23 protein-coding genes are annotated in these 22,624 nt (G+C 62.0%); 6 read left to right on the top strand and 17 right to left on the bottom strand.

Annotated features, from left to right (window positions below; translation table 11 throughout):
• Positions 1–85 precede the first annotated feature (85 nt).
• Positions 86–1,264, top strand: a complete 1,179-nt coding sequence (locus K0F85_RS06555; protein WP_035822683.1) for an acyl-CoA dehydrogenase — start codon at positions 86–88, stop codon at positions 1,262–1,264.
• 8 nt (positions 1,265–1,272) lie between these two features.
• Positions 1,273–2,523, top strand: coding sequence for a CaiB/BaiF CoA-transferase family protein (locus K0F85_RS06550; RefSeq protein WP_257572580.1), 1,251 nt, complete (start codon positions 1,273–1,275; stop codon positions 2,521–2,523).
• Positions 2,524–2,564: 41 nt separating this feature from the next.
• On the opposite strand, the gene K0F85_RS06545 is transcribed toward K0F85_RS06550, so the two are convergent.
• From K0F85_RS06545 to K0F85_RS06535, 3 genes are read right to left on the bottom strand one after another with little or no spacing between them, the layout of a single operon-like run.
• Positions 2,565–2,891 (bottom strand): barstar family protein, encoded by a 327-nt coding sequence (locus K0F85_RS06545; protein WP_219115147.1) that lies wholly within the window; start codon positions 2,889–2,891, stop codon positions 2,565–2,567.
• 8 nt (positions 2,892–2,899) lie between these two features.
• Entirely contained in the window at positions 2,900–3,709 is an 810-nt protein-coding gene (gene dapB / locus K0F85_RS06540; RefSeq protein WP_219115145.1) for a 4-hydroxy-tetrahydrodipicolinate reductase, read from the bottom strand.
• 19 nt (positions 3,710–3,728) lie between these two features.
• Complete coding sequence (locus tag K0F85_RS06535) at positions 3,729–4,490, bottom strand: outer membrane protein assembly factor BamE (RefSeq protein ID WP_374198642.1); 762 nt, start codon at positions 4,488–4,490, stop codon at positions 3,729–3,731.
• Between the two features lie 64 nt (positions 4,491–4,554).
• Between K0F85_RS06535 and fur the strand changes: the two genes are divergently transcribed.
• A complete protein-coding gene (gene fur / locus K0F85_RS06530; protein ID WP_099761922.1) occupies positions 4,555–4,986 on the top strand; it encodes a ferric iron uptake transcriptional regulator in 432 nt (143 codons plus the stop codon).
• 48 nt (positions 4,987–5,034) lie between these two features.
• Here fur and hrcA read toward each other — a convergent pair whose 3' ends face one another.
• Complete coding sequence (hrcA, locus tag K0F85_RS06525) at positions 5,035–6,051, bottom strand: heat-inducible transcriptional repressor HrcA (protein WP_219115143.1); 1,017 nt, start codon at positions 6,049–6,051, stop codon at positions 5,035–5,037.
• 124 nt (positions 6,052–6,175) lie between these two features.
• A complete protein-coding gene (locus K0F85_RS06520; RefSeq protein ID WP_219115141.1) occupies positions 6,176–6,901 on the bottom strand; it encodes an HAD family hydrolase in 726 nt (241 codons plus the stop codon).
• Positions 6,902–7,146: 245 nt separating this feature from the next.
• Here K0F85_RS06520 and K0F85_RS06515 point away from each other — a divergent pair, with 245 nt between their 5' ends.
• Positions 7,147–7,746 (top strand): hypothetical protein, encoded by a 600-nt coding sequence (locus tag K0F85_RS06515; protein WP_219115139.1) that lies wholly within the window; start codon positions 7,147–7,149, stop codon positions 7,744–7,746.
• 35 nt (positions 7,747–7,781) lie between these two features.
• Positions 7,782–8,372, top strand: a complete 591-nt coding sequence (locus K0F85_RS06510) for a hypothetical protein (protein ID WP_219115137.1) — start codon at positions 7,782–7,784, stop codon at positions 8,370–8,372.
• A gap of 187 nt (positions 8,373–8,559) precedes the next feature.
• Here the strand turns inward: K0F85_RS06510 and mmsB are convergent, their stop codons facing one another.
• Genes mmsB through K0F85_RS06485 form a run of 5 tightly spaced genes read right to left on the bottom strand, consistent with a single transcriptional unit; the run spans position 8,560 to position 14,066 of the window.
• Complete coding sequence (mmsB, locus tag K0F85_RS06505; RefSeq protein WP_219115136.1) at positions 8,560–9,462, bottom strand: 3-hydroxyisobutyrate dehydrogenase; 903 nt, start codon at positions 9,460–9,462, stop codon at positions 8,560–8,562.
• A gap of 23 nt (positions 9,463–9,485) precedes the next feature.
• Positions 9,486–10,601: an enoyl-CoA hydratase/isomerase family protein gene (locus K0F85_RS06500; RefSeq protein WP_219115134.1), complete on the bottom strand. Its 1,116-nt coding sequence runs from the start codon at positions 10,599–10,601 to the stop codon at positions 9,486–9,488.
• The gene (locus tag K0F85_RS06495; protein ID WP_219115133.1) at positions 10,594–11,379 is read right to left on the bottom strand and encodes an enoyl-CoA hydratase; all 786 of its coding nucleotides are present in this window, start codon (positions 11,377–11,379) and stop codon (positions 10,594–10,596) included. Before K0F85_RS06495 ends, K0F85_RS06500 begins: the two co-directional genes overlap by 8 nt.
• Positions 11,376–12,536: an acyl-CoA dehydrogenase family protein gene (locus K0F85_RS06490; RefSeq protein ID WP_219115131.1), complete on the bottom strand. Its 1,161-nt coding sequence runs from the start codon at positions 12,534–12,536 to the stop codon at positions 11,376–11,378. Before K0F85_RS06490 ends, K0F85_RS06495 begins: the two co-directional genes overlap by 4 nt.
• A gap of 9 nt (positions 12,537–12,545) precedes the next feature.
• Positions 12,546–14,066 carry a CoA-acylating methylmalonate-semialdehyde dehydrogenase gene (locus tag K0F85_RS06485; RefSeq protein WP_219115130.1) on the bottom strand — a complete coding sequence of 507 codons (1,521 nt, stop codon included), beginning with the start codon at positions 14,064–14,066 and terminating at the stop codon, positions 12,546–12,548.
• 157 nt (positions 14,067–14,223) lie between these two features.
• Between K0F85_RS06485 and K0F85_RS06480 the strand changes: the two genes are divergently transcribed.
• Positions 14,224–15,606, top strand: coding sequence for a short-chain fatty acyl-CoA regulator family protein (locus tag K0F85_RS06480; protein ID WP_219115129.1), 1,383 nt, complete (start codon positions 14,224–14,226; stop codon positions 15,604–15,606).
• Position 15,607: 1 nt separating this feature from the next.
• Here the strand turns inward: K0F85_RS06480 and K0F85_RS06475 are convergent, their stop codons facing one another.
• Genes K0F85_RS06475 through K0F85_RS06445 form a run of 7 tightly spaced genes read right to left on the bottom strand, consistent with a single transcriptional unit; the run spans position 15,608 to position 22,563 of the window.
• Positions 15,608–16,663 (bottom strand): adenosine deaminase, encoded by a 1,056-nt coding sequence (locus K0F85_RS06475; RefSeq protein ID WP_219115128.1) that lies wholly within the window; start codon positions 16,661–16,663, stop codon positions 15,608–15,610.
• A gap of 25 nt (positions 16,664–16,688) precedes the next feature.
• Positions 16,689–17,633 carry a nucleoside hydrolase gene (locus K0F85_RS06470; RefSeq protein ID WP_257572579.1) on the bottom strand — a complete coding sequence of 315 codons (945 nt, stop codon included), beginning with the start codon at positions 17,631–17,633 and terminating at the stop codon, positions 16,689–16,691.
• Positions 17,634–17,685: 52 nt separating this feature from the next.
• Entirely contained in the window at positions 17,686–18,717 is a 1,032-nt protein-coding gene (locus K0F85_RS06465; protein ID WP_219115126.1) for an ABC transporter ATP-binding protein, read from the bottom strand.
• Positions 18,718–18,730: 13 nt separating this feature from the next.
• Complete coding sequence (locus tag K0F85_RS06460; protein ID WP_035822719.1) at positions 18,731–19,510, bottom strand: ABC transporter permease; 780 nt, start codon at positions 19,508–19,510, stop codon at positions 18,731–18,733.
• Positions 19,507–20,346 carry an ABC transporter permease gene (locus K0F85_RS06455; RefSeq protein WP_099389214.1) on the bottom strand — a complete coding sequence of 280 codons (840 nt, stop codon included), beginning with the start codon at positions 20,344–20,346 and terminating at the stop codon, positions 19,507–19,509. The genes K0F85_RS06460 and K0F85_RS06455 overlap by 4 nt, the downstream gene beginning before the upstream one ends.
• Before the next feature lie 21 nt (positions 20,347–20,367).
• Positions 20,368–21,390 (bottom strand): ABC transporter substrate-binding protein, encoded by a 1,023-nt coding sequence (locus K0F85_RS06450; RefSeq protein ID WP_257572578.1) that lies wholly within the window; start codon positions 21,388–21,390, stop codon positions 20,368–20,370.
• A gap of 57 nt (positions 21,391–21,447) precedes the next feature.
• Complete coding sequence (locus tag K0F85_RS06445; RefSeq protein WP_257572577.1) at positions 21,448–22,563, bottom strand: porin; 1,116 nt, start codon at positions 22,561–22,563, stop codon at positions 21,448–21,450.
• Positions 22,564–22,624 lie beyond the last annotated feature (61 nt).

Below are 22,624 nucleotides of genomic sequence, written 5' to 3'. Positions count from 1 at the left end.
TCGTTTGCGCAAGGCTAGGCAAAAACCTACCATGAGCCATATTCAATCTTGCGCCGATCACCGGCGCTCACCTGCGAGGCCTGTGATGAGCAAAACCGTATTCGACTGGAATTCCCCCCTGCTGCTGGAAGAACAACTGACGGGCGACGAACGCGCCGTGCTGGAAGCGGCCCGCGACTATTGCCAGGGCAGCCTGGTGCCGCGCGTGCTCGAATCGTTCCGCCATGGCCGCACGGACGCGGCCATCTTCCGCGAAATGGGCGAACTGGGCTTGCTGGGCACGACGATACCAGAAGAATACGGCGGCGCCGGCCTGAACTACGTGTGCTACGGCCTGGCCGCGCGCGAAGTCGAGCGCGTCGATTCGGGCTACCGCTCGATGATGAGCGTGCAATCGTCACTGGTAATGGTGCCGATCAACGCCTTTGGCAACGAAGAAACGAAACAGAAATACCTGCCGAAGCTGGCGACGGGCGAATTCATCGGCTGCTTCGGCCTGACGGAACCGAACCACGGCTCCGATCCAGGCAGCATGGTCACGCGCGCGCGCAAGGTGCCGGGCGGCTATAGCCTGTCCGGCGCCAAGATGTGGATTACCAACAGCCCCATCGCCGACGTGTTCGTTGTCTGGGCCAAGGACGATGAAGGCGCGATCCGCGGCTTCGTGCTGGAAAAAGGCTGGAAAGGCTTGTCGGCGCCCGAGATCCACGGCAAGGTCGGCTTGCGCACCAGCATCACCGGTGAAATCGTCATGGATGAAGTATTTTGCCCGGAAGAAAACGCCTTCCCCGACGTGCGCGGCTTGAAAGGCCCGTTCACTTGCCTGAACAGTGCCCGCTACGGCATCGCGTGGGGCGCGCTGGGCGCGGCCGAAGACTGCTATCTGAAAGCCCGCCAGTACACGATGGACCGCCAGCAATTCGGCCGCCCATTGGCTGCGAACCAGCTGGTGCAAAAGAAACTGGCCGACATGCTGACGGAAATCACCATGGGCTTGCAAGGCTGCTTGCGCCTGGGTCGCATGAAGGATGAAGGTTCGCCGGCCGTGGAAATCACCTCTATCATGAAACGCAACAGCTGCGGCAAGGCACTCGATATTGCCCGCGTAGCGCGCGACATGATGGGCGGCAATGGCATTTCCGACGAGTTCGGCGTCATCCGCCACCTGGTCAACCTGGAAGTGGTCAACACCTATGAAGGCACGCACGATGTGCACGCGCTGATCATCGGCCGCGCCATCACTGGCATCGCCGCCTTCAACTAATGGGCGCCTTGGCTTCCACCTTCGCCTCCACCCTGCGGCCCGCGCCGCTGGAAGGCTTGCGCGTGCTCGATCTGTCGCGCGTGCTGGCCGGCCCGTGGGCCGGGCAAATGCTGGCCGACCTCGGTGCCGACGTCGTCAAGGTTGAACAACCGGGCCGTGGCGACGACACGCGCTCATGGGGACCGCCCTACCTGAAAGATGAAGACGGCCGCGATACGGCCGAGGCTGCCTACTTCCAGTGCGCCAACCGCAACAAGCGCTCCCTGTGCATCGACCTGGCAGCAATCGAAGGCCAGGCCCTGGTGCGCCAGCTGGCGGCCACAGCAGATGTCTTGCTGGAAAATTTCAAATTGGGCGGCTTGAAGCAATATGGTTTGGACGCGGCCAGCTTGCTGGCGCTCAACCCGCGCCTCGTGTATTGCTCCATTACTGGCTTTGGCCAGGATGGGCCGTATGCGGCGCGCGCCGGCTATGACTTCTTGATCCAGGGCATGGGCGGGCTGATGAGCATCACGGGCGTGCCCGATGGCCAGCCGGGCGCAGGGCCGCAAAAAGTGGGCGTGGCGCAGACGGACATCATGACGGGCCTGTACGCCACCATCGCCGTGCAAGCGGCGCTGGCCGAACGCGAACGCTCGGGGCTGGGCCAGCATATCGACCTGGCCTTGCTCGACGTGCAAGTGGCGGCGCTGGGCAATCAGGCAGCCAATTACCTGTGCGGCGGCAAGGTGCCCCAGCGCATGGGCAATGCCCATCCGAACATCGTGCCCTACCAGGACTTTCCCACGGCCGATGGCGACATGATTCTGGCGATCGGCAACGATGGGCAGTTCTCGCGCTTTTGCGCCGTCGCCGGCCATCCGGAATGGGCGCAGGACGAGCGTTTCATGAGCAATCCGCAGCGCGTGGCGCACCGGGCAATCTTGATCCCCTTGATGCGCCAGACCACGGTCATGCGCACGACGGCCGAGTGGATCAGCGCGTTCGAGGCGCAGGCCGTGCCATGCGGCCCCGTCAACCGCATCGACCAGGTCTTTGCCGACCCGCAAGTGGTGGCGCGCGGCTTGAAAGTGGAGATGCCACATCCGACGGCGGGCACGGTGGCGCTGGTGGCCAATCCCGTACGCCTGTCCGGTTCGCCGGTGCAATACCGCTTGCCGCCGCCATTGCTGGGGCAGCATACGCGGGAGGTGCTGCAGCAGTGGCTAGGGTTGGATGGCGGCCAGATCGACGGCTTGCGCGAACGCAAGGTCGTCTAAAAAAAACGCGGCACAGTCAAAAAACTGTCCCGCGTTTTTTATTATTTCAGCACCAGTTTCAGCGCCGGCTTCTCGCCATAGTCTTCATAGCGTTCATTGATGCCGGCGATGCAAAACGTGATTTCTTCCAGCAAGTCCGGCGCCTGCGCCTTCATTGTTTCCGCATCGTGCACGACGATCTCCAGCACTTCGTTCGGCTTCAGACGGAACTGTGTCATGTTTTCATCGTCGCGCAGATAGCTGAGGCAATCGACCCACGCATCCATGCTATTGCCGTAGAACTCGGGGAAACCGAAGGCTGGCACGCATTGCGCATGGAAGCTCGCTGCGTCGGTGATGTCTTTTCCATTCAGGATGGCAGTGGCCATGGTGTTCCTCAATTCTTCAGCGACAACACATCCTGCATGTCGAACAGGCCGGTCGGCTTGTCGGCCAGGAAACGCGCGGCGCGCAGGGCGCCGTGGGCGTAGGTGACACGGCTGCTCGACTTGTGGCTGATCTCGATGCGCTCGCCAATGCCGGCAAACAGCACCGTATGGTCGCCCACGATATCGCCGCCGCGGATGGTGGCAAAGCCGATGGTCGACGGGTCGCGTTCGCCCGTCACGCCTTCGCGGCCGTACACGGCGCATTCCTTCAGGTCACGGCCCAGGGCGCCGGCCACCACTTCACCCATTTGCAGGGCGGTGCCCGATGGCGCATCGACCTTGTGGCGGTGATGGGCTTCGATGATTTCAATATCGTAGCCTTCGGACAGGCTTTTCGCGGCCAGTTCCAGCAGTTTCATGGTGACATTCACGCCCACGCTCATGTTCGGCGCGAACATGATGGCCGTCTTTTCGGCGGCTGCGGCAATCGCGGCCTTGCCCGCGTCATCGAAACCGGTGGTGCCGATGATCATCTTGATGCCGTGCTCGGCGCAATACGCCAGGTGCTGCAAAGTGCCTTCGGGGCGCGTGAAGTCGATCAGGTAATCGGCACCGGCCAGGCCGGTGACCAGATCGGACTCGATCAGCACGCCGGCAGGTTTGCCAAGAAAAGCGGCGGCGTCCTGACCAACGGACGGCGAACCCACACGGTCGAGCGCACCGGCCAGCACGGCGTCGGGCGCATTGCTGACCGCTTCGATCAAGATATGGCCCATGCGGCCGCTGGCGCCAGCGATGGCAATTTTCAGTTCAGTCATTTTATTCTCTTACAACAACTTATTTAGTGGGCGCGGCAGTGGGTGCAGGCTCGGCGGCAGGTGCAGGTGCAGGTGCAACTTCAGGCTTGCTCACAGGAATGGCTGGCGCGGCATCGATCGCTACCGGCACGGCGCTCGGTGCCACGGGCGACGGCACGGCGGCGACGGGCAGGTCAGCCTTGGCGACCTTGGCGAACCGCGACGGACCGGCGATACGGTCGATGTATTCTTTCTCCGTTGGCAAGTTGCCGCCTTCGAAACGTTCAACTTTGCCATCCTTGCCGAAGTACACGACCACGCGGCTGCTGGTGGTTTCACCACTGCCCCGCGCCAGGCGGAATGGGTAATCCCAGCGGTCGGCATGGAAGATATCGGTCAGCAGGGAGGTGCCGAGGACGAAACGCACCTGGTCGCGCGTCATGCCCACTTTCAACTGGGCCAGCATCTCTTCGGAGACGAAGTTGCCTTGTTGAATGTCAGGACGATACGGCGAGAAAAACCACATGAATTTTTGCAGCGGTGTAATGGTGGTCGTTTGTGCGCCCTGTTCGGGAACCAGTTCCTTGCCTTCTTTTTGGCTTGCCGCCGGCTTTTCGCCAAGGATGCCACGGCTGGCGCAGCCGGACATGGCCAGCGCGACACAGACCAGGCCTGCCACGACTGGTGCTCGAAAGGAAATACGGTGCCAGAGAGATGGCAATACAGCCGGTGTTACGCGCATAAATGACCTCAATTGGATGAACAAAACGCCAGGAGTGACCGGCCCGCCAAAAAAAAGCATATTTTGGCACTCCCCGACAAAACGCTATATGATAAAGCACCTGACCCACATACGAGCAACAAACATGAGTAACAATCCTAGTGATCTCAAGGCAAGCGGCCTGAAAGCCACCCTGCCACGGCTGAAGATACTCGATATCTTCCAGAGTAGCCCGGTACGCCACCTGACAGCAGAAGACGTCTACAAGATTCTGCTGGCCGACAATATGGATGTCGGCTTGGCAACTGTCTACCGCGTCCTGACGCAATTCGAACAGGCAGGCTTGCTCAACCGCAACCATTTTGAAACCGGAAAGGCGATTTTCGAGCTCAACGAAGGTTCCCACCACGATCACCTGGTGTGCCTCGACTGTGGCCGGGTCGAAGAATTCTTCGACGAAGAAATCGAAATCCGCCAGCAAAAAGTGGCTGAAGAGCGCGGCTTCAAGATCGCCGAACACGCCTTGGCCATCTACGGCAACTGCATCAAGACGGCCTGCCCGCATAAAACAGCCTGACGCTTGCCGGCCGCTCCCAAGGGGCGGCTGGCGCAACATTGCGCAGCATCAATGATGGCTGAGCGCGCTTGACAATAATTTAGCCGTAATATCGACGATAGGGATGACGCGCTCGTAAGCCATGCGCGTCGGTCCGATCACTCCCAACGTTCCCACGATCTTGCCGTTGACTTCATACGGCGCCGTCACCACGCTCATTTCATCCATCGGCACCAGCTTCGACTCGCCGCCGATGAAGATCTGCACGCCCGTCGCCTTGCTCGACACGTCGAGCAACTGCATCAAGCCGGTTTTTTGCTCGAACATGTCGAACATCTGGCGCAGGGAATGCATATTCGATGACAGATCGCTCACGCTGAGCAAGTTGCGCTCGCCGGAAATGATCATGTCATCGCTATGGTCGGCCATCGCTTCGCTGCCCGCTTCCACGGCCGCCTGCATCAGGCTGCCCATGTCATCGCGCAACTGGCGCAATTCACCCAGCAGGCGCACGCGCACGGCGTCGAATGACAGGCCGCCATAATTCTGGTTGATGTAATTGGCCGATTGCACCAGTTGCGCCGGCGTGTAATCAGCCTCCGTCAGCAATAAACGGTTCTGCACGTCGCCGCTGGGGGCGACGATGACGAGCAGGATGCGTTTTTCCGACAGGCGCAGGAATTCAATTTGCTGGAACACGGATTCGCGGCGCGGACTGAGCACGACGCCGGCAAACTGCGACAGCGACGACAGCATCTGCGCCGCGTTGGCGATGGTTTTTTGCGGTTGCTGCGTCTGCAGGCGCATGCGCGATTCCACCAGGTGCTCGTCCAGATGCCGGACGGTCAGCAAGGTATCGACAAAGATGCGGTAGCCGCGCGGAGTGGGTATGCGTCCGGCCGAGGTGTGCGGACTGGACACATAACCGAGTTCTTCCAGGTCGGCCATGATGTTGCGGATCGTGGCCGGCGACAGGTCCAGACCGGAAATTTTCGACAAGGCGCGCGAACCGACCGGCAGGCCGTCGGCGATATATCGCTCGACCAGGGCTTTCAGCAGTGTTTGGGCACGTGTATCGAGTTGCATGGTGTAATTAGTTAGACAAATTTTCTATTAATAAAGTAGCAATCCAAGTAACGCGAAGCTCAGCCAGACGCGCGCCACGACGTCCGATAGTTCCTATTATGCACGTTCGCCCGCCAGGCGGCGATCAATCTTCCAGTTGCTGCTGCAGCCATAGCAGCAACTCGTCAAAGTTGGCGCAGATGGCGTCGGGCTGCACGCCGGCGGCCAGATGCGCGTCGCTGCCCTGGCGGTTCATCCAGACGGCACGCATGCCCGCCCCTTGTGCTCCCGTCACGTCGAAATACAGGTCGTCCCCCACATACACGGCCTCATGCGGGGCCACGCCCAGCGCGGCGCAAGCAGCCAGAAAGATGCTGGCGTCCGGCTTGGCCACGCCAAACTCGCTGGCGGCTATCGATACCTTGAAATGCTGGGCCAGGCCGATAATGTCAAGGTCCGCATTGCCATTCGAGATGGAGCCGACCAGCATGCGCTGCCCCATCCAGGCCAGGCCCGGCAAGACGTCGTCATACGGCTGGACGCGATGGCGCGCGGCCAGAAACTGCGCGATGGCACCGTCGACCAGGGCGGCATCCTCGCCAGCGGCTTCGAAGGCGACCAGCAGGCCCGCGCGGCGCAACTCGATCAAATTGCCATGGAAATGCGGTTGTTCCTTGAGCATGGCCAGGCGGTGCTGGCGCAGCACCTCGATGGAAAACTGCTGCGCCACCTTGGGTGCATGCGTGGCCAGCCAGTCGTGCAGCAGGGTTTCTGCGGCGGCAATCACGGGCGCGATGGGCCACAAGGTATCGTCGAGGTCAAACAGGATGGCCTTGGGCGGCACGGCGGGTTTTACAGTAGCAAGGGACATGGGGCTCACAATGGGATGCTGCGTCACGGTGCGCAGGGTAGCGCTATTGTCGCACCGAACGCCGCAGCCGGCATGGCTGCGCCCCGGTGAAATGGGGCCGGGCCCGCGCTTCCCGGCGAAAAATTGTTACAGGGTGATACAAGGCAAGATCATTCAGCTTGCCAGATAGACTAAAATAGGCGCCATTCCAATGCGGCGCCAGCGTCCGCGTTGCGCTACCCCACCTAATTCGTTTTGGAGAATGTATGAAAAATTTGTACCTGCGCTCGATGCTGGCGGCGGCTTGCGCCGTCACACTGGCAGCCTGCGGCGGCAGCGGCGGCAACCTGTATCTGCAAGGCACAGTCACCGGCCTGGCAAAAGACGGCCTGATTCTCTTGAATGATGGGGAAAACTTGACGGTTCCTGCGGGCCAGAGCAGCTTTGTTTTCACCAAGCTGATCAAAACCGATGACCGCTACAACATCACTATCGCGCAACAGCCCAAGGGCGCCGTATGCAGTATTACCAACGGCAGCGGCAAGGCAACGAGCTATTCCGTGAGCACAGCATATGTTGTCTGCACAACCAATACCTACCCGCTGAGCGGCACGATCACGGGCCTGACCGCTGGCGGCTTGTACCTGGTGATGGGCCCTAACGGGACCAGCCCACTGGCTGGCACCACCTCCTACAAGTTCGATGCGGTACCTGACGGCAGCCCATACAGTATTTCCGTACTGACTCAGCCAACGGGCCTGAAGTGCCGCTTTCAGGGTTCAGCCAGTGCCGACGGCAGCGATACGGTCGGCACGATGGGCTCTGCCGCCACGAGCGCGGCCACACTTGACTGCACGCCGCAGTAATCCTTGCGATCCGTCACCTATTTTTGGAGAAATACATGAAGTTATCCTGCCTGCGCCCACTCACCGCGCTGCTGCTGACCCTGGGACTGGCCGCTTGCGGCGGCAAGGCCTCGTATGATGTCAGCGGCACCGTCAGCAACTTGAACAACAATGGCCTGGTCCTGGCCAATGGCGGGGAGAACCTGCCGGTTGAAGCGGGCCAGACCACGTTTACCTTTAAAAAGCGCATCGACTATGGCACCGACTACAACATTACCGTGCAAAGCCAGCCTGCCCACATGACTTGCGGCATCAGCGGTGGTTCCGGTTCGGCAGGTCATTACATCAACATCAGCGCAGCCGTTTCTTGTTCGCAAAACACGTATACTGTGGGCGGCACGATTTCCGGCCTGTCGGTAGAAGGCTTGGTGCTGATTAACGGCAGTGCAACCACCACGGTGGCCAAGGATGCCAAGACCTTCGTCATGGCCGGCGCTGTCGCCGATGGCGCCACCTACAACGTCAGCGTCTCCAGCCAGCCGAAGGGCCTGCTGTGCGTCGTACAGCCTGGCACAGGCACAGGTACCATGGGCAGCGCCAACATCACCACCGTGCAGATCGCTTGCAATCCAGCCCCTGCTAGCTAAGCAAGTCGTCCTGGCAGCCGCACGGCGGCTGCCAGGGATAGATATCACAGAAATCTATAGTTGATATTTCAAAGATAAATTGGAGTTATATGTGGCGATGCAGCATAATGCATCTGTCTCCTCCAACTCTTCCAAGAATTGGATTTAGCCCGCTTTTACCAGCGGGCTTTTTTTTGCCCAAAAATCCTCACGCAGTCTTGTTCAAGCCCGGCTGCAGCATCTGCACGATGCTGGAGAAATCCTGCTGCGCATAACCGGCTTGCGCATGCATCTGGTACATCTGACGCACCAGACCGCCCAAGGGCGTGGGCGCGTTCGCCGACAAGGCCGACTGCTGCGCCAGGCCCAGGTCTTTCAGCATCAGCGCCGTGCCGAAGCCGCCGCTGTAGTTGCGCGAGGCGGGCGTGCCCTCCATGACACCGGGCCACGGGTTGTACACTTCCAGGGTCCAGTTGCGGCCCGAACTCTTGGCCATGATGTCGGACAACACTTTCGGGTCCAGGCCATGCGCCACGCCCAGGTTCAGCGCCTCGGCCGTACCGGCCATCAAGATGCCCAGCAGCATGTTGTTGCAAATCTTCGCCACCTGCCCTGCACCGGCCTCGCCCGCATGGAAAATGTTCTTGCCCATTTTCTCCAACAGGGGACGCGCCTGCTGCAAGGCCGCTACGCTACCACCGACGATGAAGGTCAGGGTGCCGGCCGCCGCGCCCGCCGTGCCGCCCGAGACGGGCGCATCGATCATGGCAAAGCCGCGCTCACTCGCCGCCTGTGCCACTTGCCGCGCCACATCGGCGGCAATCGTGCTGCAATCGATGAACAGGGCACCGGGCTTGGCCGAATCGAGCACGCCGCCTGCGGCCAGGTACAGTTCCTGCACATGCTTGTTGGCAGGCAACATGGTGATGACGGCATCTGCCGTCTGCACGGCCGCGCTGGCGGACGCAGCTGCCGTGGCGCCCGCCTCGACCAGCGATGCCACTGCCGCCGGCGCCAGGTCGAACACGGAGACGTGGAAGCCGGCGGCCACCAGGTTGCGGGCCATCGGCGCGCCCATGTTGCCCAGGCCGATAAAAGCGATATGTTGCATGGTAAAAATCTCCTGTTGTTCTTTTAATGTAAATCGGCCAGTGGATGCTGTGTCCACGGCGCGGCAAAATACTCGTCCAGATACGCTGCGCTGACGTCTGCCAGGCTGGCTGGTTGCCAGCGCGGCGCGTTGTCCTTGTCGATCAGCAAGGCGCGCACGCCTTCGCTGAAATCCCCATGGGCGCAACATTGCACGGCGACGATGAGTTCCAGCTGGAACACTTGCGCCAGGCTCAGATGTCGCGTGCGTTCGCGCATGGCCCATACCAGCGCGGCCGAGCTGGGCGCGCCCTTGTCCAGAACATGGGCCGCCTTTTGCAGCCAGGCCGAGTCGCCGTCATACGCGGCAATAGCGGCCACCACTTCGGGCAAGGTGGGCGCTTGCGTCAGCGCGGCGATGGCGTCGAAGTTGGCGCGCACTTCGGACACGGGCAGCATGGACGTGGGCGCCGAGAAGCCGAGCAACAGGCGGTCCAGTTGCTCGTGGTTGGCCAGCGGGCTGGCTTGCCATTGCGCCAGCGACAATGCATCAAGCAGCATGGCGCGCTCTTCCTGGCGCAGGAAATAGTCACCGAGGCCCGCGAACAGGGCATCGGCCGCATTCAAGGGCGCACCCGTCAAGCCCAGAAACAGACCGCTGCGCCCCGGCATGCGGCCCAGGAACCAGCTGCCACCCACGTCCGGGAACAGGCCAATCGTGATTTCCGGCATGGCGATGCGCGTGCTTTCCGTCACGACCCGATGGCTGGCGCCCGCCATCAAGCCCAGACCGCCACCCATGACGATGCCGCCGCCCCATACCAGCAGCGGTTTCACATACGTATGAATGCGATGGTCGAGCCGGTATTCCTCGGCAAAGAAAGCCAGCGCCTGCGGGTTGGGCACGACACCTGGCTGCTCGGCGACGGCCGAACGCAGGCTGCGCACATCGCCGCCGGCACAAAAAGCCTTGTCGGTCGACGATTGCAGTACCACGCAGGCGAAGGCCGCGTCACTGGCCCAGCGCACGAGGGCGCCATCGATGGCGCGTATCATTTCCAGGGTCAAGGCGTGCAAGGACTTCGGCGCGTCAAGGGTGATGACGCCCAGCTTCATGCCGCCGGGACAGTCGCGTTCTTCTATATTGACTGTCTCAACCATTCTTCCACTCCGCCGGACGTTTTTCCAGGAACGCTTGCACGCCCTCTTTCTGGTCTTGCGTATCGAACAAGCCGAGGAACAGGGTGCGCTCATCGGGCAAGGAATTGACGAGAGGATGGCTGCGCGCGCCCTGGATCAAGGTCTTGCACGCCGTCACGCTGCCAGGGCTCTGGCGCGCCACCTTGGCGGCCAGCGCCAACGCCGTGGCGGCAGCCTTGCCGGTTGGCACGACTTCCTCGACCAGGCCGATGGCCAGGGCCTTGGCTGCATCGACGCGCTCGCCGCATAAAATCATGCGCTTGGCCCAGCCTTCGCCTACCAGCCACGGCAAGTGCTGCGTGCCGCCCGCGCACGGCAGCAAGCCGACGGACGCTTCCGGCAAGGCCATCTGCGCGTGTTCCTCGGCAATGCGGATATCGCAGGCCAGCGCGCATTCGAGCCCGCCGCCCATGGCATAGCCATTGATGGCGGCGATACTGACACCGCGAAACGCAGACAACGCTTCGAAGGCCTCGCCGAAGGCGGCAGCCATGGCGAACGCCGTGTCCTTGTTGCCGTCGGCAAATACTTTCAGATCGGCACCGGCCGAAAAGAACTTGGCGCCGCCGCCCGTGATCACCAGCGCGTACACGTCCGGGTCCACATTCAGGTCGGCCACCAGCTGTGTCAGCGCGTTCAGGCTGGCCAGGGTCCACGTGTGGGCCGGCGGGTTGTCGAGGGTCACCAGGGCCGTATGGCCACGGCGTTCCAGCAGCAAATTGGTATACACTTTTGTCATCGCAAATTCTCCGTGGCGCCATCTTTCAAAATCGCTCGCGCGACGATCAGGCGCATGATTTCATTCGTCCCTTCCAGTATCTGGTGCACCCGCGTGTCGCGCACGTGGCGCTCGAGCGGATACTCGCGGATGTAGCCGTAGCCACCATGCAGCTGCAGCGCATCGTTGGCCACATTGAAGCCCACATCCGTGGCGAAACGTTTGGCCATGGCGCAATACGCCGTGGCATCCGGGCTTTCCTGATCCAGTTTCCACGCTGCCAGGCGCACCATCTGGCGCGCCGCCACCAGCTCCGTCAGCATGTCGGCCAGCTTGAATTGTAAAGCCTGGAATTGCGCCAGCTCGCGGCCGAACTGCGTGCGCTCCTTCATGTACGCTTGCGCGCGGGTGAGGGCTGCCTGCGCCGTGCCCACCGAGCACACGGCGATATTGATGCGCCCGCCATCGATGCCCTTCATGGCGATGGCAAAACCTTCGCCTTCCGCACCCAGCAAATTACCAACAGGCACTTTCACCTGGTCGAAGCTGATGATGCGCGTGGGCTGGCTATTCCAGCCCATCTTTTCTTCTTTCTTGCCATATACGATGCCGGGCAAATTCGCCGGCACGGCAAACGCGGAAATTCCGGCAGCGCCCTCGCCGCCCGTGCGGGCCATGACGATCAGCATGTCCGTCTGGCCCGCGCCCGAGATAAACGCTTTCGTGCCGTCCAGCACGTAAAAGTCGCCATCCCTGACGGCTTTCGTGCGCAGCGATGCCGCGTCGGAACCCGACTGCGGTTCCGTCAGGCAATAGCTGGCCAGCTTCTGGCCGGCAGCCAGGGCCGGTACCCACTCATCGCACAGGGCTTCCTGGCCCCAGCGCGACAGCATCCAGGTGGCCATGTTGTGTATCGTGATATAGGCCGTGGTCGAGGTGCAACCGCCCGCCAGCTCCTCGAAGACGATGGCAGCATCCTGGCGCGACAGGCCCAGGCCGCCCCAGCGCTGCGGCGTGTACAAGCCGCAAAAGCCCATCTCGCCCGCCTTGGCGATGGTTTCCACCGGAAAGATCGATTCCGCATCCCAATGCGCCGCATGCGGCGCCAGTTCGCCTTCGGCAAACGCGCGCGCCGCCTGCTGGAACTCGCGCTGCTCGTCGCTCAGTTCAAAGTCCATGGCAACTCCTTACTTGAGGCTGATGGTGGTATTGACCTTGCCCACCGAGGCCGCATCCGTGAACCAGCGCTGGGTAATCGTCTGCGTCTGCGTGTAGAACAGCACGACTTGCTTGCCGAACGGGCCCAGGTCGCCCAGCTTGGAGCCGCGCGAACCCGTAAAGCTGAACAGGGGAACGGGCACGGGGATGGGCACGTTGATGCCCACCTGGCCCACGTCGATTTCTTCCTGGAAATAACGCGCGGCGGCGCCGCTTTGCGTGAACAGCGCCGTGCCGTTGCCGTTCGGATTCGCGTTGACCAGGGCGATGGCTTCGTCCAGGGTATCGACTTCGACGACGATCAGGACGGGGCCAAAGATTTCCTGGTCATACACGACCATGCCCGGTTTCACGCCAGAAAGGATGGTAGGGCCGACGAAGTTGCCATTCGGATAGCCATCGACCTTCACGTCGCGGCCATCGAGGGTCAGGACGGCGCCCTGCTCGATGCCCTTGGCAACCAGGCTGAAGACGCGCTCTTTCGCCGCACACGAGATGACGGGGCCCAGGTCCGGATTGTCCTTGCCCGCGCCCACCGTCAAGGTTTGCGCCTTGGCGGACAGTTCCGGCAGCCATTCGCGCGCTGCGCCTACCAGCACGGCGACGGACGCCGCCATGCAGCGCTGGCCGGCCGCGCCGAAGCCGGCGCCCAGCAACTGGTTCAGGGTCTGTTCCTTATTCGCGTCCGGCAAGACGACGGCGTGGTTCTTGGCGCCCATCATGCATTGCGCGCGCTTGCCGTTCAGGCTGGCGCGCTGGTACACATGCGTGCCCACTTTGCTCGATCCCACGAACGAGATCGCCTTGATGTCCGGGTGGTCGCACAGGGCGTTGACCACGTCTTCGCCGCCGTGGATGACGTTCAGCACGCCAGCCGGGATGCCCGCCTGCAAGGCCAGGCGCACGAGTTTTTCCGTCACCAGCGGATCTTGCTCCGATGGTTTCAGCACAAAGGTATTGCCGCAGGCAATCGCCATCGGGAACATCCACAGGGGGATCATGGCGGGGAAGTTGAACGGGGTAATGCCGGCGCACACGCCCAAGGGCTGCATCACGCTGTAGGTATCGACGCCACCGGCCACGTTTTGCGCGTATTCGCCCATTTGCAGGGTGCCGATATTGGCAGCATGTTCCACCACTTCCAGGCCGCGGAAGACGTCCCCTTCCGCGTCGAGCAGGGTCTTGCCCTGTTCCATGGTCAAGGTCGCGGCCAGGTCGGCCATGTTTTCGCGGATCAACTGCTGCAGTTTCAAGAAAATACGCGCGCGGGCGCCGATCGGCGTCTTGCGCCAGGTCTTGAAGGCGCGCTGGGCCGAGGCGATGGCCGCGTTGACTTCGTCCGGCGTGGCGAACGGCACACGGGCCAGTACTTCCTGCGTGGCAGGGTTGACGACGTCGCGCCAGACGGTGGTCTGGGATTCGACCCATTCACCGTTGATCAGCAGTGGAACAGTCGGAATATTAATGGCAGCGGCGTTTTGCGTGGTCACTCGGTGTCTCCTCGTTGGGGGTATAGGTCTGTTTGCATTATTCGCACAATAGCCGCCGCAAACAAGGCGTAAAAATGCGAGATAATGCAAAGACGATTCTGTTAATCTGCAAATATTGTAAATTTGCAGATTCCACAAACCGGGAAGAGGAAACGCGATGGCAAAGGTTTTCATGGGCGTGCGCCTGCAACGCCTGCGCGAAGAACGGCGCATGACGCAGGTGGCGCTGGCCAAGTCCCTGGGCATTTCGCCCAGCTACCTGAACCAGATGGAGCGCAACCAGCGCCCGCTGACGGTACCGATTCTGTTGCGCATCGGCACGGTGCTGGGGGTGGACCCGCAAATCTTTTCCGAACACGACAGCGCCAGCCTGGTAGCCGACGTGCGCGACGTGTTCGGCGAATTGCCCGACGCGCCGCCCACCTCGATGGCCGAACTCAAAATGCTGGTGGCAAACATGCCGGAACTGGCCCGCTCGATCCTGCTGCTGCAGCGGCGCTACCGGGTGATGGCTGAGCGGGCCGATACCCTGGCCGCGCGCCTCGATGACGGCAGTCGCGGCGCCAGTTCGGCGGCCCCTTCCACGGACGAGGAAGTGCGCGAATACCTGAACCGGCGGCAAAACTACATCGATGAGCTGGATAGAGCAGCAGAGCTGGTGGCGGGCGAACTTGACCCGCAACTGCGCACGCTCGAAGCCTTGCAGGGGCGCCTGCTTGAGCGCCACGGCATCCAGGTGCGCTTGTCCGATGGCGACGCGGGCATGGTGCGCAAACACCGCTACGATGCCCAGCAACAGATACTGTGGCTGCCCGACACCCTGACAGGCGGCCAGCGCGCCTTCCAGATGGCGGCGCAAATCAGCCTGCTCGAACACAGCGACCTGATCGACGCCCTGGTGCTGGCGGCGGGACTCTCCGGCGCGGCCGCGCAAACGGGCGCGCGCCTGGCATTTTCCAATTATTTTGCCGGCGCCCTGTTGATGCCGTATCAGCGCTTCTTGCAGGCGGCGGAAACGCGCGCCTACGATATCGAACGCCTGGCGCACCAGTTCGGCGTGGGGTTCGAAGCCGTGTGCCACCGCCTGAGCACCATGCAGCGCCCCGAGGCGGCGGGTTTGCCGTTTTTCTTTGTACGCGTGGACCGGGCCGGCAATGTGTCGAAGCGCCAGTCGGCCACGGACTTTCACTTTTCAAGGGTGGGCGGCACGTGTCCGCTGTGGATCGTCTACGACGCCTTCAGCCATCCGGGCCAGGTGCTCACGCAAGTGGCCAGCATGCCGGACGGCTGCACGTATCTGTGGATCGCGCGCCAGGTCAGCACGGCCTCGCCGGGTTTCCGGGCGCCCGGCAAGACCTTTGCCGTGGCGCTGGGCTGCGATATTTCGCAGGCGCACCGGCTGATTTATTCGAAGGGACTCGATTTGCACGATCCCTCCAGCGCCACGCCGATCGGCACGGGCTGCAAGGTGTGCGAGCGCCAGGCTTGCCCGCAGCGGGCATTTCCTTCGCTGCTGGCGCCGCCACCAGCGTCCGCCTGATTTACTCGACGACTCTTGCGCGCAGCGCGTCGAATGTGCGCGTAAATTGCGCGCGCCAGTCGCGCCGCGTGGACTCGGCTATCCAGGCCGCATCGAGACCATTCAACATGAAGCCGCGCATGTCATCGAAGCCGAAACCGAATTCGCGCATCATCATCCAGGCGCCCGTCGGCGTCACGTGGTGCAGGGTCGGGTCGTCCGTGTTCGGATGCAGTTTCAATCCCAGCTTGGCCATGGCGCGGATCGGGTGGTCGAGCGCCCAGCGTTCGGGCGCCAGGGTGCGCAGATAGTAGGAATTGGTCGGCACCACGGTAAACACCAGGCCCCGCTCCACGCAGCGCTGCGCCAGTTCCGGATTGTCGACGATGGTGTAGCCATGATCGACGCGGTCGACCTGCAAGACGTCTATCGCCGTCGCCACATTCATCCACGGCATGCCGAATTCTCCCGCATGCGCCGTGCATTTGAAGCCTGCCTCGCGCGCGGCGCGGTAGGCTTCGATGAACAGTTCCGGCGGACGGTCGTTTTCGCGGTAGTCGATGCCGATGCCGATGACTTCCGGCGCGCGGTAGGCCTTCATCCATTCCACCATCTGCACGGCTTCGGCGGGACTCGCTTCGCGGTCGATGCTGGGGATCAAGCGGCCGATCACGCCGAAATCGCGCTGCGCGTCGCGGATGGCGGCCACGATGGCGTCCTGCGCGGAGTCATAGCGGATGCCAGACACGCGCACCGTGCCAGTCGGGTTCCAGAAGAACTCCGCATAGCGCACGCCATGGCCATGCACGTCTTCCAGGTATTCATACGTCAGGCAATACAGGTCCGTGGGCGTGACGATCAGGTGCGCGTCGAGCGCGCGCAGCACGCGCAGCACGCCGACAGGCTTGTCGCCGCGCGTATAGAACGCGTCGATTTCTTCGGCAGTGACGACATTGCCCGTCTTGGCGGCCAGCGCCCGGAAAGTAGCCTGGCGCACCGTGCCAAACAAGTGGCAATGCAGCTCCACTTTCGGCATGGCGCGTAAAAACTGTTCGATGCTCAGCGGTGAATTTGACATGAAACTCGTTTCGTAGTGTAGTGGGTCAGACGAGAATGCCGGCCAGGCGGCGCATCAGGCGCTCGATGGCGGCCGGGCCATCGGCCAGCATCGCCACCTGAGTGTTGATCGGCGCGCGACGCGGCACGCGGAACTCGCACACCGTCATGCCGCGCGTCAGTTCGCCCGTCAATTCGATGGCCACGTGGGCCGGCTGAAACTGGAACAGCTGCGGCGCTTCCAGGTACAGCGCCACCACCGGGTCATACATGGGCATGGGCACGGAACCGTCGGCACTGCGGATGCGCACGTACGCTTCCAGGTAGCCGGCCAGCCGCTGCGCGCGCGGCGTGCCGATGGCGCGCAACTGCTGCACTTCGACGTTCGTCACAAGCAGCTGGCGGCACAGGTTCAAGCCGAACATGCGCAGCGGGATGCCGGACTTGAAGACCTGGGCGGCCGCTTCCGGGTCGGCGTAGATATTGAATTCGGCCGCCGCCGTGTGGTTGCCCTGGTCGGTCGAGCCGCCCATCAGGATGATCTCGACGATTTTTTCGGCGATATCGGGCGCACGAGCCAAGGCCGTGGCCAGATTCGTCATCGGCGCAATCGCCATGATGGTGATCTGGCCGGGATGGGCGCGCACGGCGGCGATCAGTGCATCGACGGCGTGGCCGGCCGCGTCAACGGCGGCGCCTGGCGGCAGTACCTCGCCCGTGGTCGGCATGCCACTGTCGCCGAGGATGCGCTGCGCCGTCTCGATGACGCCCGCCAGCGGCGCGTCGCAGCCGCGGTAGATCGGCACCTTCAAGCCATCATGCGCCTTGATGCGCAAGGCATTGTCGTAGGTGATATCGACGGGCGCGTTGCCCGCCACCACGCTCACGCCCAGCCACTCGATATCGGGATTGCTGCCCAAGAGCAGCATCGTCAGCCAGTCGTCGAAGCCGGGATCGGTATCGAGCCAGATTTTTTTCAAGGCCAGGGTCATGATGCTCTCCAATAGAAAGTCAGGCAGCCACTAAGCAGCCATTAAGCAGCCACTAAGCAGCCAAACACAGGGCGCTGTCGGATGGCAGCACGAAGGACACGGCCGTGCCTTCGCGCCAGGCGGCGCCACCGGCCGCGCAGATGCCCTTGACCTGGCCCAGCGGCGTTTGCAGCAGGTACTCGACGGTGTCACCCAGGAAGCCCCGTGCCAGCACGCTGCCCGGGTATTGGCCTGCTGCGTCATCCTGCGCGCAGACACGCACCTTGTCCGGACGCCAGCCCAGCACCGTCGTGCCGGAAGCCACCGGCGCCGTGTACGGCAAGCTGGCGCCCGCGTGGTGCAAGGCGCCGTCGCGGTAGTCGAACAGATTTTCAAAGCCCATGAAGTTGGCCACAAAACGCGTTGACGGCGTATTGAAGACGGCTTCCGGCGCGGCCAGTTGCTCGATGCGGCCGCTGTTCATGACGACGATGCGGTCGGACAAAGCCAGCGCCTCCTCCTGGTCATGCGTCACGTACAGCATGGTGATGCCCAGTTCGCGCTGGATGCGGCGCAGCTCGGCGCGCATCTGCACGCGCAGCTTGGCGTCCAGGTTCGACAGCGGTTCATCGAGCAGCAGCAGGGCCGGCTCGACGACGATGGCGCGCGCCAGCGCCACGCGCTGTTGCTGGCCACCCGACATCTGTGCCGGCAAACGCGTCTCGAAACCCGTCAGCCCGACGGCGGCGATCACGGCTTCCACCTTCGTTTTCAGCAGGGCCGGCGCGACCTTGCGCAGGCGCAGGCCGAAGGCGATGTTGTCGTACACATTCAAGTGCGGGAACAGCGCGTACGACTGGAACACCATGCCGATATTGCGCTTGTTCGGCGCCAGCTTGCCGATTTCGCGGCCATCCAAAACGATGCGGCCCGACTGCAGCGGCATCAGGCCGGCGATGGCGCGCATGGTGGTGGTCTTGCCGCAGCCGCTGGGGCCAAGCAGGGAAATCAGTTCACCCTGCTCGACGTGCAAGTCCAGGTCTTTCACGGACGTCGTATTCTTGGCGTAGCCGAGATTCAGCTTGTGCAGTTCCAGATAACTCATGGTGTGTTGCCTCTTACATGTATTTAGAAATGCCCAGCACCTTCTCGGTCACCATCACGAAGGCCATGGTGAACAAGACCAGCAAGGTCGACAGGGCAGCGATCGATGGATCGAAACTGTTTTCCATATGTCCCAGCATCTCGATCGGCAAGGTGCTGATGCCAGGGCCCGTCAGGAACAGCGAGACGGGCACCTGGTTGAACGAGGTGACGAAGGCCAGGAAGAAAGCGGCGATCACGGCGTTGCGGATATTCGGCAGCACGATCATGAAGAACGCGCGCAGGCGCGACGCGCCCAGGGTGATGGCGGCATCCTCGATATCCACGCGCAGGTTCACCAGGCTGGCGTACACCACGCGCACCGAATACGGGATCAAGAGCGCGATATGGCCGATCAACAGGCCCACGTAGACGGGCGCGTTGATGGTCAGGACCAGGTGATGCAGCAAGCCCAAACCCACCAGGATGGCGGGGATGATCAGCGGCGACGTCAGGATCTGGCGGATGGCGCCGATGCCAGGCGGCGGCATGCGCGAAAATGCATAGGCGACGGGAATGCCCAGCAACAGCGCGATGACGGTGGCGATCAGGCCGATCTCCAGGCTGGTCTGGAAGGCGCGGCGGAACTCGGGCGCAGACCACACTTCGAGTATCCAGCGCAGCGAGTACGATTCGGGCGGGAAGGCCAGCGTTTCACCGCCGCTAAAGCCGGCCAGCACGACGATGGCAAAAGGCCCAAGCAGGAACAAAAACACCAGCCACAGGACGGCGCGCGAGAACAAGCTTTCTTTCATACGGAACTCCGGCTCGAGGAAATACGTTTAAGGCCGGCATTGACCAGCAGAGTCATGCAGACGAGGATGACGGCGATCACATTCGCTGCGCCGAAATCGCTCTCCACGCTGACCTTCTGGTACAGCAGGGTTTCCAGCATCAGCACCTTGGTGCCGCCCAACAGGGCCGGCGTGACATAGGCCGTCACGCAGCCCGTAAATACGAGCGTGCCGCCGACCACCAGGCCTTCCTGCGTCAGCGGCAGGGTGACCTTGCAAAACACTTGCCAGGGGTTGGCGCCCAGGGTGGCGGCAGCCGGTTCCACGTCGCGCGGCAGGTTTTCCAGCGCCCCCGCCAGCGACATCAGCATCAGCGGCAGCAGCAATTGCAGCAGGCCCACAAACACGGCGAACTCGCTGAACAGCAAACGCAGCGGCTCTTCCGTCAAGCCCATGTTGACCAGCGCCGCGTTGACGGCGCCATTGCGACCCAGCAGCACGATCCAGGCATAGGTGCGCGCAATCGGCGAGACCATCAGCGGCAAGATCATCATGCCCACCACCAGGCCGCGCCACTTCGGCGACACGCGCGCCACGGCTTGCGCGGCCGGGTAGCCGAGGATGATCGACGCCAGCGTCACCAGCGCGGCGATACGCAGGGTGCGCCAGAAGATGGTGCGGTTGAATTCCTGCGAGAAGAATTCAATGAAGCGGTCAAAGCCCCACTGCATGCCGTCGCCGACGCGGAAGGCGTCGACCAGCAAGGCCAGCACGGGCAGCAGGAAGCAGACGACGATAAAGATCAGCGCCGGCAGGACCAGCAGCAGTCCCAGGCGCTTTTTTGGATCAGCAAACATGGTGTTCTCTCCTCGTCACCGCTATTTGCTCATGGCCTTGTTCCACTGCGTCATCCAGTTGCTGCGCTGCTTGATGATGGTTTCCGGCTTGACGAATTTCAGCGAGCTGATCTGGTCGGCACCATAGGTATTGAATTGCGCGGCGGCGACCGACAGGCGCACGTCCTTGTTGACGGGCGAGTCGACCAGATTGGTCGCCAGCTGCGTCTGCACTTCCTTGGACAGCCAGAAATCCATCAACTGATACGCCAGGTCAGCATTCTTCGAACCTGCAACGATGCCCATCACGTTCATGCCGGCCGCCTGGCCTTCGGCCGGGATGCTCCATTTCAGGGGCAGACCCGTCTTGAGCATTTGCGACCAGGTGAAACGCGCCACGGGCGCGGCCCAGATTTCATCTTGCGCGAACAGGGCTGCCAGCTGCGCGCTGTTCTTCGAGAACGTGACGACGTTGCCCTTCATGCCGACGATCTTGGCAAAGCCGGCGGCGTAGTCATCCGTCTTGCCGCCCCAGGCCGCATCGGCCATGCGCAGCATCAAGGGGCCCTGCGTGGTGCTCACGTCGGGGAAGGCGACGCGGCCCTTCAGTTCAGGGCGCCACAGGTCTTTCCACGACGTCAGCGGGGCGATCTTGTCGCTGCGGTATACCAGGCCCACCGAGTACAGGGTGTAGCCGACGGCGTAGTTGCCGCCGATGGGGTTTTTCGCCACGTCATACAGGGCTTTGTAATTGCTCAGCTTGGAGTAATCCATGGGCTGGATGACGCCCTTTTGCGCCGCTTCCAGCATGCCGGAATCGGACAGCAGCACCAGGTCGATCACCGGGTTCTTGCTGTGCACCACCAGCTTGGCGATGCGGTCCGCGTTATTCCCCGTTTCCACCTTGATATCGCATCCGCATTTGGCCTTGAACGGCTCATACACATACTTCATGAACAAGGGCTGGGCAATCGGATAGGCCGAAATGACCAGCTCGCGTTTTTCCGCGTGGGCGGCGTTAGCCAGCAAGCCTAGGCTCAACGCCAACATGAGGTGCTTTTTCAAGATGCTTCCTTTCAGGGAACGGCGCTGCAAAACAGCGCCTGTAAAGATGAATCAGACTCAGAAATAATGTCGCATGCCGACGATCAGGACGCTTTGCGTCTTGCCGCCCGAGGCACCAAAACCGAACACGCGGGCGAACGTCGCATCACCGGCCGCTTTCTGGTAGCTCCAGGTGATGGCGACGTCGGTGCGCTTGGACAGGAAGTAATCGGCCTGGAAGTTGACCTGATGCCATTTCGGCGTCTTGTTGATCACGTCATATTTGCCGGTGGTAAAGAAATACGAGGCGCCCAGGTTCAACGCTTCCGTCAGCTTGTGGTTCACGTTCAGATCCACGTTTTGCAAGGTCAGACTGCTTTGATCCAAGTAGTGGTAGCGCACGTTGGTGTACAGCGCGCCAAACTTGGTCTTGCCCACATTATAAAAGCCTCCCGTGCCGGCGATGGCCTGGCTGTTCACGCCGGCGCCGCTGACGGCGCTCTTGTTGAAGAGCAACAGGGAGCTGCCATAGTCGTTGCCGATGGCGCCATTCGGCGCATCGGGGCTATTCGGGTGGTCCATCTTGGTATAGGCGACGGCCCAGCTGAAGGCATCGACTTTATAGCCTGCACCCATGCTGTAGACGCGGTTGCGGTTGGCGTCTTGCGGATTTTCGCTGAAGCCATACAAGCCCGTGAACGACAGATTGCTGATGCTCGGGCTGACATACTTGACGGCGTTTTGCACGCGCAAGTTGTTATAGCCATTGTCGTTGTCGCCGATGTGCACGCCGTTACTGGCGATGACCACCGGGCCCAGCAGGTCCTTGACGGCTTCATACTGGCGCCCCAGGGTCAGGGTGCCCTTGTCGTTGCTGGATAAACCCACATACGACTGGCGGCCGAACAGACGGCCGCTTTGCGAGGCCGTGCCCGTCATCACGTTAAAACCGTTTTCCAGCACGAAGATCGCCTTGGTGCCGTTGCCCAGGTCTTCCTGGCCGCGAAAACCGATGCGCGGATTCTGGTTCGTGCCGCTCAACGCATGCGTGCGGCTGCCGTTACCCTCATCCGACACATAGCCGAAACCGGCCGACAGCAAGCCATACACTTGCACGCTGCTTTGCGCCTGCGCCGCGCCCTGCGCCGCCAGCAAGCCACCCACCATCATCGTTCCAGTCATCCATTTATTCATCGCCGCCGCCCTAAAAGAGTAAACCCTGAGTTTTTTTGGAATTATTTTATTGATGTGTCCC

The sequence above is a fragment of the Janthinobacterium sp. UMAB-56 genome, from assembly GCF_900095265.1.
GTDB lineage: Bacteria > Pseudomonadota > Gammaproteobacteria > Burkholderiales > Burkholderiaceae_D > Janthinobacterium.
Note: the sequence above shows the minus strand (reverse complement) of the source record. Positions and strands in the feature narration are given on the sequence as shown.

Bases quoted from the DNA above. Each gene is read 5' to 3' on its own strand.
- K0F85_RS06555 (WP_035822683.1), top strand. From the start codon at position 86: ATGAGCAAAACCGTATTCGACTGGAATTCCCCCCTGCTGCTGGAAGAA.
- K0F85_RS06545 (WP_219115147.1), bottom strand. From the start codon at position 2,891: ATGGCCACTGCCATCCTGAATGGAAAAGACATCACCGACGCAGCGAGC.
- dapB (WP_219115145.1), bottom strand. From the start codon at position 3,709: ATGACTGAACTGAAAATTGCCATCGCTGGCGCCAGCGGCCGCATGGGC.
- K0F85_RS06535 (WP_374198642.1), bottom strand. From the start codon at position 4,490: ATGCTTTTTTTTGGCGGGCCGGTCACTCCTGGCGTTTTGTTCATCCAA.
- fur (WP_099761922.1), top strand. From the start codon at position 4,555: ATGAGTAACAATCCTAGTGATCTCAAGGCAAGCGGCCTGAAAGCCACC.
- hrcA (WP_219115143.1), bottom strand. From the start codon at position 6,051: ATGCAACTCGATACACGTGCCCAAACACTGCTGAAAGCCCTGGTCGAG.
- K0F85_RS06520 (WP_219115141.1), bottom strand. From the start codon at position 6,901: ATGTCCCTTGCTACTGTAAAACCCGCCGTGCCGCCCAAGGCCATCCTG.
- K0F85_RS06515 (WP_219115139.1), top strand. From the start codon at position 7,147: ATGAAAAATTTGTACCTGCGCTCGATGCTGGCGGCGGCTTGCGCCGTC.
- K0F85_RS06510 (WP_219115137.1), top strand. From the start codon at position 7,782: ATGAAGTTATCCTGCCTGCGCCCACTCACCGCGCTGCTGCTGACCCTG.
- mmsB (WP_219115136.1), bottom strand. From the start codon at position 9,462: ATGCAACATATCGCTTTTATCGGCCTGGGCAACATGGGCGCGCCGATG.
- K0F85_RS06500 (WP_219115134.1), bottom strand. From the start codon at position 10,601: ATGGTTGAGACAGTCAATATAGAAGAACGCGACTGTCCCGGCGGCATG.
- K0F85_RS06495 (WP_219115133.1), bottom strand. From the start codon at position 11,379: ATGACAAAAGTGTATACCAATTTGCTGCTGGAACGCCGTGGCCATACG.
- K0F85_RS06490 (WP_219115131.1), bottom strand. From the start codon at position 12,536: ATGGACTTTGAACTGAGCGACGAGCAGCGCGAGTTCCAGCAGGCGGCG.
- K0F85_RS06480 (WP_219115129.1), top strand. From the start codon at position 14,224: ATGGCAAAGGTTTTCATGGGCGTGCGCCTGCAACGCCTGCGCGAAGAA.
- K0F85_RS06475 (WP_219115128.1), bottom strand. From the start codon at position 16,663: ATGTCAAATTCACCGCTGAGCATCGAACAGTTTTTACGCGCCATGCCG.
- K0F85_RS06470 (WP_257572579.1), bottom strand. From the start codon at position 17,633: ATGACCCTGGCCTTGAAAAAAATCTGGCTCGATACCGATCCCGGCTTC.
- K0F85_RS06465 (WP_219115126.1), bottom strand. From the start codon at position 18,717: ATGAGTTATCTGGAACTGCACAAGCTGAATCTCGGCTACGCCAAGAAT.
- K0F85_RS06460 (WP_035822719.1), bottom strand. From the start codon at position 19,510: ATGAAAGAAAGCTTGTTCTCGCGCGCCGTCCTGTGGCTGGTGTTTTTG.
- K0F85_RS06455 (WP_099389214.1), bottom strand. From the start codon at position 20,346: ATGTTTGCTGATCCAAAAAAGCGCCTGGGACTGCTGCTGGTCCTGCCG.
- K0F85_RS06445 (WP_257572577.1), bottom strand. From the start codon at position 22,563: ATGAATAAATGGATGACTGGAACGATGATGGTGGGTGGCTTGCTGGCG.